Origin of the sequence: Klebsiella sp. R445, from assembly GCF_051131755.1 — a bacterium.
Classification (GTDB): Bacteria; Pseudomonadota; Gammaproteobacteria; order Enterobacterales; family Enterobacteriaceae; genus Klebsiella; species Klebsiella lignicola.
The window spans coordinates 3,477,587-3,490,382 of sequence record NZ_CP180446.1 but is presented as its reverse complement, the minus strand read 5'-3'; the positions used below and the strand labels follow the sequence as shown (position 1 = coordinate 3,490,382).

Annotated in this window: 13 protein-coding genes and 1 riboswitch; of the genes, 10 read left to right on the top strand and 3 right to left on the bottom strand. The window is 57.8% G+C overall.

Annotated features, from left to right (window positions below; genetic code table 11):
- Window positions 1-31: 31 nt before the first annotated feature.
- Entirely contained in the window at window positions 32-538 is a 507-nt protein-coding gene (locus ACMYSN_RS16260; protein WP_462498275.1) for a phenolic acid decarboxylase, read from the bottom strand.
- 96 nt (window positions 539-634) lie between these two features.
- Between ACMYSN_RS16260 and ACMYSN_RS16255 the strand changes: the two genes are divergently transcribed.
- The 8 genes from ACMYSN_RS16255 (at window position 635) to ACMYSN_RS16220 (ending at window position 8,341) form a co-directional block, all read left to right on the top strand.
- Window positions 635-1,495, top strand: a complete 861-nt coding sequence (locus ACMYSN_RS16255; protein ID WP_462495489.1) for a LysR family transcriptional regulator — start codon at window positions 635-637, stop codon at window positions 1,493-1,495.
- A gap of 166 nt (window positions 1,496-1,661) precedes the next feature.
- Complete coding sequence (gene nikA / locus ACMYSN_RS16250) at window positions 1,662-3,236, top strand: nickel ABC transporter, nickel/metallophore periplasmic binding protein (protein WP_462495488.1); 1,575 nt, start codon at window positions 1,662-1,664, stop codon at window positions 3,234-3,236.
- Window positions 3,236-4,180 (top strand): nickel ABC transporter permease subunit NikB, encoded by a 945-nt coding sequence (gene nikB, locus ACMYSN_RS16245; RefSeq protein ID WP_462495487.1) that lies wholly within the window; start codon window positions 3,236-3,238, stop codon window positions 4,178-4,180. Before nikA ends, nikB begins: the two co-directional genes overlap by 1 nt.
- A complete protein-coding gene (gene nikC, locus ACMYSN_RS16240) occupies window positions 4,177-5,010 on the top strand; it encodes a nickel ABC transporter permease subunit NikC (protein ID WP_462495486.1) in 834 nt (277 codons plus the stop codon). Before nikB ends, nikC begins: the two co-directional genes overlap by 4 nt.
- Complete coding sequence (gene nikD / locus ACMYSN_RS16235) at window positions 5,010-5,774, top strand: nickel import ATP-binding protein NikD (protein ID WP_462495485.1); 765 nt, start codon at window positions 5,010-5,012, stop codon at window positions 5,772-5,774. Before nikC ends, nikD begins: the two co-directional genes overlap by 1 nt.
- Window positions 5,771-6,562: a nickel import ATP-binding protein NikE gene (gene nikE, locus ACMYSN_RS16230; RefSeq protein ID WP_174510177.1), complete on the top strand. Its 792-nt coding sequence runs from the start codon at window positions 5,771-5,773 to the stop codon at window positions 6,560-6,562. Before nikD ends, nikE begins: the two co-directional genes overlap by 4 nt.
- Window positions 6,550-6,966 (top strand): nickel-responsive transcriptional regulator NikR, encoded by a 417-nt coding sequence (nikR, locus tag ACMYSN_RS16225; protein WP_462495484.1) that lies wholly within the window; start codon window positions 6,550-6,552, stop codon window positions 6,964-6,966. Before nikE ends, nikR begins: the two co-directional genes overlap by 13 nt.
- A gap of 123 nt (window positions 6,967-7,089) precedes the next feature.
- Window positions 7,090-7,271: riboswitch (M-box (ykoK) riboswitch) on the top strand.
- Between the two features lie 56 nt (window positions 7,272-7,327).
- A complete protein-coding gene (locus ACMYSN_RS16220; protein WP_462495483.1) occupies window positions 7,328-8,341 on the top strand; it encodes a magnesium transporter in 1,014 nt (337 codons plus the stop codon).
- A 90-nt stretch (window positions 8,342-8,431) separates the two neighbouring features.
- Here the strand turns inward: ACMYSN_RS16220 and ACMYSN_RS16215 are convergent, their stop codons facing one another.
- A complete protein-coding gene (locus ACMYSN_RS16215; RefSeq protein ID WP_462495482.1) occupies window positions 8,432-9,622 on the bottom strand; it encodes a BaiN/RdsA family NAD(P)/FAD-dependent oxidoreductase in 1,191 nt (396 codons plus the stop codon).
- 230 nt (window positions 9,623-9,852) lie between these two features.
- Between ACMYSN_RS16215 and pitA the strand changes: the two genes are divergently transcribed.
- Window positions 9,853-11,352 carry an inorganic phosphate transporter PitA gene (gene pitA, locus ACMYSN_RS16210; RefSeq protein ID WP_174510183.1) on the top strand — a complete coding sequence of 500 codons (1,500 nt, stop codon included), beginning with the start codon at window positions 9,853-9,855 and terminating at the stop codon, window positions 11,350-11,352.
- Between the two features lie 66 nt (window positions 11,353-11,418).
- Here the strand turns inward: pitA and uspB are convergent, their stop codons facing one another.
- Window positions 11,419-11,754, bottom strand: a complete 336-nt coding sequence (uspB, locus tag ACMYSN_RS16205) for a universal stress protein UspB (protein WP_123757229.1) — start codon at window positions 11,752-11,754, stop codon at window positions 11,419-11,421.
- 379 nt (window positions 11,755-12,133) lie between these two features.
- Here uspB and uspA point away from each other — a divergent pair, with 379 nt between their 5' ends.
- Window positions 12,134-12,571, top strand: coding sequence for a universal stress protein UspA (gene uspA, locus ACMYSN_RS16200; RefSeq protein ID WP_004126268.1), 438 nt, complete (start codon window positions 12,134-12,136; stop codon window positions 12,569-12,571).
- Window positions 12,572-12,796: the final 225 nt, after the last annotated feature.

The following is a 12,796-nucleotide window of genomic DNA, read 5'->3' as shown; positions in this document are numbered from 1 at the left end:
TCACTCAGATCACAATTTTATTTCCAGGGGATTACAAGTTTGCAGGAAAATCAGCAGGTAATTCACTCGCCGGGCAATGAATCACGCTGTCATTATCCGCGCCGCAGTCGCGCACAAAGGTAATCGTGGCGAACTCATCAATCACTTCGGTCGGGTAGGCCGGGCCGGCGGCGCGGTAGGATTCCATCAGCGGAATATGATCGTTCTGGAAGCAGACGGTTTTTTCCGGGTTGTTGATCACCCAACGTGGGAAAAAGATGGTGCCGTGAAACAGTTTATCGCCGAGGTTAACAATCAGGCTGACGTCGGTACCGGTCGGTTCGGTCCACGAAATTTTATAAATGCTCGCCCCCACCCGCACGATGTACGCCTGCTGGTCTTTTACCCAACGGTTGGCGACGATACCGCTGTGAATACGGTAATCCAGCGTCTGGCCATTTTTGACATAAATCTCGTAGTTCCAGCCATTATCGTAGGTATAAACCAGGTGTTTGCCGATAAAGCCGCTCAAGTCGTGTTTATCAAAAGTGTTCATAATGTCTTCTCCTTTGCTGTTGAGACTCAGCATACGGCTTTAAAAAATGAATGAATAACGCTATGTTTGGATGAAATACATTCATTTTTTAGATGAGTTATGCACAAGACAACGCTGGAACAATGGGCTTTGCTGGAGAGAGTGATCGAGCTGGGCAGCTTCGCCAAAGCGGCGGACGAGACGCACCGTAGCCAGTCGTCGGTCAGCTATAACCTCGCCCTGCTGCAGGAGAGGCTCGGGGTCGCGCTGCTGCAGCCCGCCGGCCGCCGCGCGGTGCTGACCCCTGCCGGAGAGCTGCTGCTGAGCCAGGTGAAACCGTTGCTGCAGGCATTTTCCTATGTGGAAACCCGCGCCGCCACGCTGCAGAACGGCGCGCGCACCCGGCTGGATCTGGTGGTGGACAGCATTTTCCCCCGTGAACGGCTGTTTGCCATTCTGCGCCAGTTCCAGCAGCAGCACCCTCAGACCCAGGTCCGGCTGACCGAAGTGCTGGAGAACAGAAAAGAAGAAAGCGAGGCCTTCAGCGAAGCCGATGTGATGGTCTTAACCCGGCGTCAGGATATTACCGGGCGCGGCGAGTGGCTGATGAACATCGATTTTGTCGCGGTCGCCCATCAGCACCACCCGCTTGCCGCGCTGAGCGGCCCGCTGGACGATAACGCGCTGGCCCCCTGGCCCCTCGTCCGGATCGCCGATCGCAGCGACGATCCGCAGGCCAGCCGGGATGCCTGGACCTTCTCCACCATCGATGCGGCCATTGACGCGGTGCTGTATCAGGTTGGTTTCGGCTGGCTCCCGGAAGAACGCATCCGCGACCGGCTGCAACAGGGGACGTTGAAGATTCTGCCTCTCGCCCATGGCACCCGCCGCGCCACGCCGCTGCACCTGATCGTCAAGCGCGATCTGGCCCCCATTGATAAGCCGCTTGCAACATTGCTGGCGCTGTTCAGAACGCCGTGATCCCCCGAACATCGCTGAGATGCGCGGGTGTAGCCAACGCCTGTGCCGCCTGAAACAGCACGGTTATATAGGATTTTCTTATACTTTCCGGCCTTACATTGATCCAGATTACTCCTTAAGTATGATGAATTATTAAAATCATCATACTTTCCTGTCCGTTGAGATCATGACCTTGTCTATTTTCCGCTCCACGCTGCTGGCGGTGCTCGCCTGCGTTCCTCTGCTGGCTCCCGCCGCCCCACACACCATCACAACCGCCTGGCCGGTGAATGTCGGTCCTTTGAATCCCCATCTGTACACCCCTAACCAGATGTTCGCCCAAAGCATGGTGTATGAACCGCTGGTGAAATATCAGGCCGATGGTTCGGTCAAACCGTGGCTGGCGACCCACTGGAGCCACTCCACGGACGGAAAAGTCTGGACCTTTACCCTGCGTGACGACGTGCAGTTTTCTAACGGCGAACCGTTTAACGCCCAGGCGGCGGTTGCCAACTTCCAGGCGGTGCTGGCGAATCGCCAACGACATGCCTGGCTGGAGCTGACCAACCAGATCACCGACGTTCGCGCCCTGAGCGATACCCAACTGCAAATTACCCTCAAAGGTGCCTACTACCCGTTCCTGCAGGAGCTGGCCCTGCCGCGGCCGTTCCGGTTTATCGCCCCGTCACAGTTTGTCGAGGGAGGCACGCTGCACGGCATTAAAGCGCCGATCGGCACCGGGCCATGGGTGTTAAAAACGTCGAAGCTTAATCAGTACGATGTGCTGGTGCGCAACGAGCACTACTGGGGAGAGAAGCCGACAATCGACCAGGTCACGGTGAAAGTCATTCCGGACCCGATGACCCGCGCCGTCGCCTTTGAGACCGGGGATATCGATCTGCTGTATGGCAACGAGGGCCTGCTGCCGCTGGATACCTTCGCCCGTTTTAGCAACAACCCGGCTTACCGCACCCAGCTTTCGCAACCGATTGAGACGGTGATGCTGGCGCTGAACTCCGCCAAAGCCCCGACCAACGAACTGGCGGTGCGCGAGGCGCTGAACCACGCGGTCAACAAAAAATCGCTGATCGACAATGTGCTGTACGGCACCCAGCAGGTTGCCGACACGCTATTTGCCCCGAGCGTTCCCTACGCCAACATCGGGCTGACGCCACGGCAGTACGACCCGCAGCAGGCCAACCAACTGCTGGAAAAAGCCGGTTGGGTCCGCCCGGCGGGCAAAGAAATCCGCGAGAAGAATGGCCAGCCGCTGCGCATTGAGCTGTCGTTTATCGGCACCGATGCGCTGAGCAAATCGATGGCGGAGATTATTCAGGCGGATATGCACCAGGTCGGCGTCGATGTGACGCTGGTCGGTGAAGAAGAGAGCAGCATTTATGCCCGTCAACGCGATGGCCGTTTTGGCATGATCTTCAACCGCACCTGGGGCGCACCGTACGACCCCCATGCGTTTATGAGCTCGATGCGCGTGCCCTCCCACGCCGATTACCAGGCACAGCAAGGGCTTGCTGATAAACCGCTAATTGATAAAGAGATTGGTCAGGTGCTGGAGACCAACGACGAGACCCGGCGCCAGGCGCTGTATCGCGATATTCTGACCCGTCTGCATAATGACGCGGTCTATCTGCCGATTAGCTACATCTCGATGATGGTGGTGGCGAAACCTGAGCTGGGGGCCATTCCCTACGCCCCGATTGTCACTGAGATCCCGTTCGAACAGATTCAGACGGTGAAGCCCTGATGCGACGTTATCTGCTACGGCGCGTTCTGCTGCTGATCCCGATGATTTTTGCCGCCTCGGTGATTATCTTTCTGATGCTTCGCCTCGGCACCGGCGATCCGGCGCTCGACTACCTGCGGCTCTCGAACCTGCCGCCGACGCCGGAGATGGTGGCATCCACCCGGATCATGCTCGGCCTCGATCAGCCGCTGCTGGTCCAGTACGGCAGCTGGCTGTGGAAGGCGCTGCATCTGGATTTTGGCCTCTCATTTGCCACCCAGCGTCCGGTGCTGGATGACGTACTGCACTTCCTGCCGGCGACGCTGCAGCTGGCAGGCGCGGCGTTGGTGCTGATCCTACTGACCTCCGTGCCGTTGGGGATCTGGGCCGCCCGCCACCGCGAGCAGCTACCGGATTTCATCGTGCGCTTGATTGCATTTCTTGGCGTATCGATGCCGAACTTCTGGCTCGCCTTCCTGCTGGTGCTGTTCTTTTCCGTCTACCTACAGTGGTTGCCTGCGCTGGGCTACGGCGGCTGGCAGCATATCGTTCTGCCTGCTGTCTCGATTGCGTTTATGTCGCTGGCCATTAACGCCCGCCTGCTGCGTGCCAGCATGCTGGACGTCGCCGGGCAGCGCCATGTCACCTGGGCGCGCCTGCGCGGCCTGAACGACAAGCAGACCGAACGTCGCCACATTCTGCGCAACGCCTCGCTGCCGATGATCACCGCCGTGGGGATGCATATTGGCGAGCTGATCGGCGGCACGATGATTATCGAAAATATCTTCGCGTGGCCGGGCATCGGACGCTATGCCGTCTCCGCCATTTTCAACCGTGATTATCCGGTGATTCAGTGCTTTACGCTGATCATGGTGGTGGTGTTCGCCCTCTGTAATCTGGCGGTTGACCTGTTAAATGCCGCGCTGGATCCCCGCATTCGTCGCCACGAAGGAGCGCACTCATGAATGTCTTCTGCTCCGCTCGCGGGTCGGTGCGTGTGGCGATGGTCATTATCGCTGTGCTGATGCTGATCGCCCTCACCAGCCAGTGGTGGCTGCCATACGATCCGCAGGCCATTAATTTGCCCGCCCGTCTGCTGTCGCCGGACGCGCAGCACTGGCTGGGCACCGACCACCTGGGCCGCGATATTTTCTCCCGCCTGCTGGCGGCGACGCGGGTCTCGCTGGGGGCGGTGATGGCCTGTTTACTGCTGGTGCTGGCGATGGGGATTATCGTCGGCGGCTGCGCCGGGTTGCTTGGTGGGCGGGTCGATCAGTTCACGATGCGGGTGGCCGATATGTTTATGACCTTCCCCACCTCGATCCTCTCATTCTTTATGGTCGGCGTGCTGGGCACCGGACTGACCAACGTCATTATCGCCATCGCCCTGTCGCACTGGGCATGGTATGCCCGAATGGTCCGCAGCCTGGTGGTGTCGCTACGCCAGCGCGAATTTATTCTCGCCGCCCGGCTCAGCGGCGCCAGCCGCTGGCGGCTGTTTGTCGACCATCTGGCCGGGGCGGTGATGCCATCGTTGCTGGTCCTCGCGACGCTCGATATCGGGCACATGATGCTGCATGTCGCCGGGATGTCATTCCTGGGCCTTGGCGTCAGCGCGCCGACGGCAGAATGGGGCGTGATGATTAACGACGCGCGCCAGTATATCTGGACCCAGCCTCTGCAGATGCTCTGGCCCGGCCTGGCGTTGTTTATCAGCGTGATGGCCTTTAATCTGGTGGGCGATGCGCTACGCGATCGTCTCGATCCACACCTGATCGCGGAGCACAACCACTGATGCCTCAGAAGATCCAGTTAGAACAATTAGCCCTGTGCGCCGGCCAGCCGCTGGTCACGGACCTGTCGCTGACCTTGCGCCGTGGGCAGGTGCTGGCGCTGCTGGGCAGCAGCGGCTGCGGCAAATCGCTGACCTGCGCGGCGGCCCTCGGCGTGCTGCCGCCTGGCGTCCGGCAAACCGCCGGCCGTCTGCTGCTGGACGGTATTCCGGTGCACGGCGAGCTGCTGCGCGGTGGCACCGTCGCCACCATCATGCAGAACCCACGCAGCGCTTTTAACCCGCTGTACACCATGGCCACCCACGCACGGGAAACCTGCCGTGCCAGCGGCCAGCCCACGGACGAGGCGACGCTCATCAACGCCATGAAAGCCGTGGGGCTGGACAACCCCTCGCAGCTGCTCAAGCGCTACCCCTTCGAGATGAGCGGCGGCATGCTGCAACGCATGATGATCGCCCTCGCCCTGCTGAGCAAGGCGCCGTTTATTTTTGCCGATGAGCCCACCACCGACCTCGATGCCGTCGCTCAGGGCCGTATCCTTGACCTGCTGGAAGAGATTGTCGCCACCCGCGGCCAGGGTTTGCTGCTGGTGACGCACGATATGGGGGTGGTTGCGCGGCTGGCGCATGAAGTGGCGGTGATGGACAGCGGGCGCATTGTCGAGCATTGTGACGTCGATACCCTGTTCAGCGCGCCGCAGCATCCCGTCAGCCAGCGCTTACTGGCAGCGCATCTGGCGCTGTATGGAATGGAGTCCCCGGTATGAATCTCCTGAACGTCACCAACGTCAGCCACGATTATCCACATCACCCAGGCGTGCTGCGCGAAGTCAGCTTCAGCATCCAGGCCGGTGAGACCATGGCGCTGCTTGGCCGCAGCGGTTGCGGAAAAAGCACCCTGGCGCGCATGCTGGTCGGTCTGGAAACCCCTGCTCATGGCGACATCCGCTGGCAGCAAACCCCGCTGAACGCCTTAAAAGGCGAGGCACTGCGGGCATTTCGCCGCGATATTCAACTGGTGTTTCAGGATGCGCACAGCGCCGTGAACCCACGTAAAACGGTGAACGAGATTATCAGCGAGCCGCTACGCCATCTGTTTCGCTACTCGCGCGATGAACGCCAGGCCCAGGTAGAGGCGATGATGCAGGCGGTGGACCTTTCCCCGGCGCTGCGCGATAAGCGCCCGGTGCAGCTCAGCGGCGGGCAGCTTCAGCGTGTGTGCCTGGCGCGGGCGCTGGTGGTACAGCCGCAGCTGTTGATTCTTGATGAGGCAGTGTCGAACCTCGACCTCGTGCTGCAGGCGGAGATCGTTGCGTTACTCAAGCGCCTGCAGGTACAGTTTTCTACCGCCTGCCTGTTTATCACCCATGACCTGCGGCTGGTTGAGCGTTTTTGCCAGCAGGTGATGGTGATGGAGAACGGGCAGCTTATCGAGACGACGCCGGTCCACGCACCGCTGCGTCTTCAGTCAACGGCGGGCCGGGCGCTACAGCGCGCGGTGCTTCCCGCTTTTCCGGCCTCCCTTGCTAAAGAGAAACGACCATGCAGCGCGTAACCCTGACTCTTGATGACGATCTTCTGGCGACCCTCGACGCGTTAAGCGCCCAGCGTGGCTATCACAACCGCTCGGAGGCGGTGCGCGATATCCTGCGTAACACCTTGATGCATGAACATTCCCAGCAGGGCGGACAGCACGGCTATGCGGTACTCTCCTACGTGTATGAGCATGAAAAACGCGAGCTGGCGAGCCGGCTGATCGCCACCCAGCATCACCATCACGACCTGTCCGTTGCCACGCTGCATGTGCATATCAGCCATGACGACTGCCTGGAGATCGCGGTGCTAAAAGGCGAAATGGGCGAGGTGCAGCATTTCGCCGATGAGGTAATTGCCCAGCGCGGAGTCCGCCACGGCCATTTGCACTGTTTAACGGCACAAGACGATCACCACCACGCCTGACACACGCTCGATGCCGTAATCAGCTTATCTGCCGTGGTTTATCCATCGTTTATCAACGGTTGATAAACCACGTAAATGATACGCTTTCACAGCAATCTCACCTCCCTATAATGGCCGCTCATTTAACGATCTCGTTATGGCGAGGCTCCTGCATAAACATAAGTTACCGCCCTGCTGGTATCGAGAGAGACCATTCAGGGAAATACAGGCATCCATCGAATCAAGGTGTTGCCAAGGTAACTTCTGGCGGTATTTTCCGTTCAGATACGTTGTGCAGTGCTAAACCCAGGACGTAGGGATCTGCCTGTGCGCACCCTGTCTTGTTCGCCCCTATGAGTGATTTTTTATAGGGAACTACACCATGTCATCTATTCAGCACTGCACCGCGCACCTGCCCGCTGCCAACTTTGACGGCGATGCTATCGCGCAATACATGCGTACCGATTTTATCACCCTGCCTGAGCACCTCAGCGTCTCTGAAGCGCGGGAACTGTTTATCTCCCGGCTCGCCAGCGATGAGATCCCCGGTCAGGTTTTTGTGGTGGCCGGCAAGAAGCTGCGCGGGAGCTTATCAATTAAAAAACTGCTCCAGGAGAACGAGACGGCGCAGCCCATTCGCTACCTGATGGACAGCTGCCTGTTTCGCGTCAGGCCCGATGACGAGCGCCAGCAGGTGGTGGCGGAGCTGACCGAACGCGGGCTCGATCTGGTGCCGGTGGTCGAGAAAGGCGAACTGGTGGGCTGTCTGATGGAAAAAGAGATCGCCCATCTGCTGGAGGATGACGTCACCGAAGATGTTCACCGCCAGGGGGCAACGCTGCCACTGGATCAGCCCTATCTGGAGATCAGCCCGTGGGCACTGTGGAAGAAGCGAGCGGTATGGCTGCTGCTGCTGTTCGTGGCGGAGGCCTACACCAGCAGCGTGCTTCAACACTTTGGCGAGGCGCTGGAATCCGCCATTGCGCTGGCCTTTTTCATCCCGCTGCTGATCGGCACCGGCGGCAACAGCGGTACGCAGATCACCTCCACGCTGGTGCGCGCCATGGCGCTGGGGGAAGTCCGGTTACGGGATATGGGACGGGTGATCCGCAAAGAGGTGACCACATCGCTGCTGATTGCCATTACCCTTGGGCTGGCGGGATGCATCCGCGCCTGGATGATGGGCATCGGCATGGAAATCACGATGATCGTCAGCCTGACGCTGGTGTGCATTACCCTGTGGAGCGCGGTGGTGTCGTCGGTGATCCCGATGGTGCTCAAGCGCGTCGGGATTGACCCAGCGGTAGTCTCAGCACCGTTTATTGCCACGCTGATCGACGGTACCGGGCTGATTATTTACTTCAAAATCGCCCAGCACTTTCTTGGCCTGAATTAAAGATGTCGGGGCGCGCCAGAATGATGCCGAGAGCCAGCGCATATCCCGCGCCTGGCAGGCGCTATTCCGTCGCGCTTCAGATGCAGAAGACTAATCCGCCAACGCCTGTGCGCAGGCCCAGGCGGAAGACCACGCCCACTGGAAGTTATAGCCGCCCAGCCAGCCGGTCACATCCATCACTTCACCGATAAAATAGAGTCCCGGCGCCTTCCGGGCTTCCATGGTGCGTGACGACAGTTCGTTGGTATCCACGCCGCCGAGGGTTACTTCCGCGGTGCGGTAGCCTTCGGTGCCGTTCGGCTGGACGCGCCAGGCGGTCAGCGTCTCCACCAGCAGCTCCTGATCGCGCAGGTTCAGCTGTTTCAACGTGACATCCGGTATCTGTCCCAGCAGCTGCAGGCACTCCACCAGACGCTTCGGCAGCTGCATGGCGAGGGTGTTTTTCAGGCTCTGGTTGGGGTGCTCGCGGCGCTGCTCGTTGAGAAAATCATCGAGATGGCAATCCGGCAGCAGATTGATACTGACAAACTCACCCGGCTGCCAGTAGCTGGAAATTTGCAGCACCGCCGGCCCGGAAAGCCCACGGTGGGTAAACAGCAGGTTTTCACGGAACAGCGTGCCGTCTTGCGCCGTGATGGTTGATGGTACCGAGACGCCGGAGAGCACCTGCAGCTGTTCCAGCAGCGGTTTGTGCAGGGTGAAGGGCACCAGGCCCGCGCGAGTAAGCAGCACCTTGAGGCCAAACTGCTCGGCAAGCTTATAGCCGAACGGCGAGGCGCCCAACCCCGGCATCGACAGGCCACCCGAGGCTACCACCAGTTTTTTCGCCGCCACCGCGTCGCCGTTCAGCTGCAGGGTGTAGCCCTCATCGTCGCGATCGACGCTGATAATCTCGCTGCGCAGGCGGATCTGCACCGCGCCTTTATCGCATTCGGCCAGCAGCAGGTCGACAATTTGCCCGGCGGAGTCATCGCAAAACAGCTGGCCGAGGGTCTTCTCATGCCAGGCGATGCCGTGCTTGCCGACCAGTTCGATAAAATCCCACTGGGTATAGCGCGCCAGCGCAGATTTGCAAAAATGCGGATTTCGGCTGAGATACGCCGCCGGCTCAATATACATATTGGTAAAGTTGCAGCGCCCGCCGCCGGACATCAGGATCTTACGACCCGGCTTTTTGCCATTATCCAGCAGCAGCACACGCTGCCCTGCCTGGCCCGCCAGCGCTGCACAAAACATTCCCGCCGCACCGGCGCCGATTACAATGGCATCAAACCTTTCCACACAACTTTCCTCATATCCCGATTGTCGGGAATTGTAAATTTTTCACTCTGGTCGCACCAGCACGAAAATCCATGTATTTAGCTACACCATTGAAAGATATAAGATTAATCCCAAGGGGGTAAAATTCAAACAGGAAGAAAATCAAAAAAAGTCTATATTTCACTTTGCCCGCGCCGCTAAAGTCCCTGATAATGCGCCGCGTTCATGTCCTCAAAATGGCGTAACGTCCTATGCTACATTTATTTGCCGGTCTGGATTTACATACCGGACTATTACTATTGCTTGCTTTAGCTTTCGTGCTGTTTTACGAAGCGATTAACGGTTTTCATGATACCGCAAACGCGGTTGCAACTGTGATTTACACACGCGCAATGCGGTCGCAACTTGCTGTTGCGATGGCGGCCCTCTTCAACTTCTTCGGCGTGCTGTTAGGTGGCCTTAGCGTCGCTTATGCCATCGTGCATATGCTGCCGACCGACCTGCTGCTTAATATGGGTTCCGCACATGGCCTCGCCATGGTGTTCTCTATGTTACTAGCCGCGATTATCTGGAACCTCGGCACCTGGTATTTTGGTCTGCCGGCCTCCAGTTCACATACGCTGATCGGCGCTATCATCGGTATTGGTTTAACCAATGCGCTGATGACCGGCACCTCAGTGGTTGACGCGCTGAATATCCCGAAAGTGATCGGAATTTTCGGTTCGCTTATCATCTCGCCGATCGTCGGCCTGGTGGTAGCTGGCGGGCTGATTTTCATTCTGCGTCGCTACTGGAGCGGTACCAAAAAACGCGCCCGTATCCACCTGACCCCGGCGGAACGTGAAAAGAAAGACGGTAAGAAAAAGCCGCCGTTCTGGACCCGTATCGCGCTGATTCTGTCAGCCATTGGCGTATCGTTTTCGCACGGTGCCAACGATGGCCAGAAAGGCATTGGTCTGGTCATGCTGGTGCTTATCGGTGTCGCCCCGGCGGGCTTCGTGGTCAACATGAACGCCTCCGGCTACGAAATCACCCGGACTCGTGATGCGGTCAACAACGTGGAAACCTTCTTCCAGCAGCGTCCTGAGCTGTTGAAGAAAGTCACCGGCGTTGATCAACTGGTGCCGTCTCCGGACACCGGCGCGACGCCAAACGGCGGTGAATTCCATTGCCACCCGGCGAACACTATCAACGCGCTGGACCGTGTGAAGACCGCGTTGACTGGTATCGAAAGCTATGACGCCCTCTCGGTCGATCAGCGTGCTCAGCTGCGCCGCATTATGCTGTGCATCTCCGATACCACCGACAAAGTCGCGAAGCTTCCGGAAGTCAATGCAGACGATCAGCGCCTGCTGAAGAAACTGAAAACCGATATGCTGAGCACCATCGAGTACGCGCCAATCTGGATCATTATGGCGGTTGCTCTGGCGCTGGGTATCGGCACCATGATCGGCTGGCGCCGCGTGGCGACCACTATCGGTGAGAAAATTGGTAAGAAAGGCATGACCTACGCACAAGGTATGTCAGCCCAGATGACCGCCGCCGTTTCGATTGGTCTGGCGAGCTATACCGGTATGCCGGTTTCGACCACCCACGTGCTCTCCTCCTCTGTTGCGGGGACGATGCTCGTCGATGGCGGTGGCCTGCAGAGAAAAACCGTCACCAGCATTCTGATGGCGTGGGTTCTCACCTTACCGGCCGCGATTCTGCTCTCCGGCGGATTGTACTGGCTCTCGCTGAAGCTTATCTAACGCGGGAATCAGCACATGATAAAAACGGGTCAGGAAACTGGCCCGTTTTTTTTATCTGACCACCGGTCAGTGCCAGATCAGCAGCGCAATCAAACTCACCACCACCAGGCCACACAGCGCGCTGGTCAGGATAAATTGCCGCCGTACCCGCTCGCAGCGACGAATGAACTCATCATCATGATGATCGCGATAACGCTGGCCATAGATATACCAAACCAGACGCATCTGTTTACCCGGCTGCCCATGCGAGGTGAAAAAGCCGCCACCATCGACATATTGATAAAGCAAGGGATCGCAACCACGTAGCACAACCAATAACGCACGCAGCGAAGAGAAGTAGCGTGCCATATTCACCACACAAACGATACACAGGGCCCAAAACAGCGCAATAGTGCTGATCATACTTCCTCCCCGGCGACCCACCCTCGGAGACGTCTCCGGGGCTAGCGCTCCCCAATACCCAACCCAACATACAATACGAGAGTGAGATACCGATCACGTTTATTTATCCGATCGGCTCATTAAATAGTGTAGGAGATCAGTCAATTTTTTTACCACAAGGTTAATCGTTATCAATACGTAAGACGGATATATTTGTTTAACTTTTGGTGGACCAGGTGCATTGACGGAGCGCGAGGGGCGCTATAAGGTAGAAATATCTTCTACAATTAAGTCCTTAACAGGATGAACCCCCGCGGATTAGCGCGCAGGACGCGGGCGAAGCGACAGCACCAGCTGTCTGGTCCAATGGTCATCGACAACTTATGGAAGGAGTAACACTATGGCTTACAAACATATTCTTATTGCAGTAGACCTCTCCCCGGAAAGCAAAGTGCTGGTAGAAAAAGCCGTTTCAATGGCGCGACCTTACAATGCCAAGGTTTCTCTGATTCACGTGGATGTGAATTACTCCGACCTGTACACCGGCCTAATCGATGTCAATCTGGGCGACATGCAGAAACGCATTTCCGAAGAGACCCACCACGCGCTGAGCGAGCTGTCCACCAATGCGGGCTATCCGATTACCGAAACCCTGAGCGGCAGCGGCGATCTCGGCCAGGTGCTGGTTGATGCGATTAAAAAGTACGATATGGACCTGGTGGTCTGCGGTCACCATCAGGATTTCTGGAGCAAGCTGATGTCCTCCGCGCGCCAGCTGATCAACACCGTTCATGTCGATATGCTGATTGTTCCGCTGCGCGACGAAGAAGACGAATAACCGTCGCACTGTAGACCTCCAGAATGCCAACGCCCGCCATCGCGGGCGTTGTTGTTTTTAGCGGTCGTGAACCGGCCTGAACCACATTATTGATGGTATTTCACCCGCTCTTCCCCCTTGCAAGATCGACAGAATATCAATCCACAAAATTATTAATGATTAGTGTGATCAACCAATTATAAGAAATATAATTCGTATAATAATCTACAAATACAGCAAATGACC

Excerpts from the sequence above, each read along its gene's own strand:
- nikE (WP_174510177.1), top strand. The coding sequence starts at position 5,771 with ATGAATCTCCTGAACGTCACCAACGTCAGCCACGATTATCCACATCAC.
- ACMYSN_RS16220 (WP_462495483.1), top strand. The coding sequence starts at position 7,328 with ATGTCATCTATTCAGCACTGCACCGCGCACCTGCCCGCTGCCAACTTT.
- nikR (WP_462495484.1), top strand. The coding sequence starts at position 6,550 with ATGCAGCGCGTAACCCTGACTCTTGATGACGATCTTCTGGCGACCCTC.
- nikB (WP_462495487.1), top strand. The coding sequence starts at position 3,236 with ATGCGACGTTATCTGCTACGGCGCGTTCTGCTGCTGATCCCGATGATT.
- nikC (WP_462495486.1), top strand. The coding sequence starts at position 4,177 with ATGAATGTCTTCTGCTCCGCTCGCGGGTCGGTGCGTGTGGCGATGGTC.
- uspA (WP_004126268.1), top strand. The coding sequence starts at position 12,134 with ATGGCTTACAAACATATTCTTATTGCAGTAGACCTCTCCCCGGAAAGC.
- pitA (WP_174510183.1), top strand. The coding sequence starts at position 9,853 with ATGCTACATTTATTTGCCGGTCTGGATTTACATACCGGACTATTACTA.
- nikD (WP_462495485.1), top strand. The coding sequence starts at position 5,010 with ATGCCTCAGAAGATCCAGTTAGAACAATTAGCCCTGTGCGCCGGCCAG.
- uspB (WP_123757229.1), bottom strand. The coding sequence starts at position 11,754 with ATGATCAGCACTATTGCGCTGTTTTGGGCCCTGTGTATCGTTTGTGTG.
- nikA (WP_462495488.1), top strand. The coding sequence starts at position 1,662 with ATGACCTTGTCTATTTTCCGCTCCACGCTGCTGGCGGTGCTCGCCTGC.
- ACMYSN_RS16255 (WP_462495489.1), top strand. The coding sequence starts at position 635 with ATGCACAAGACAACGCTGGAACAATGGGCTTTGCTGGAGAGAGTGATC.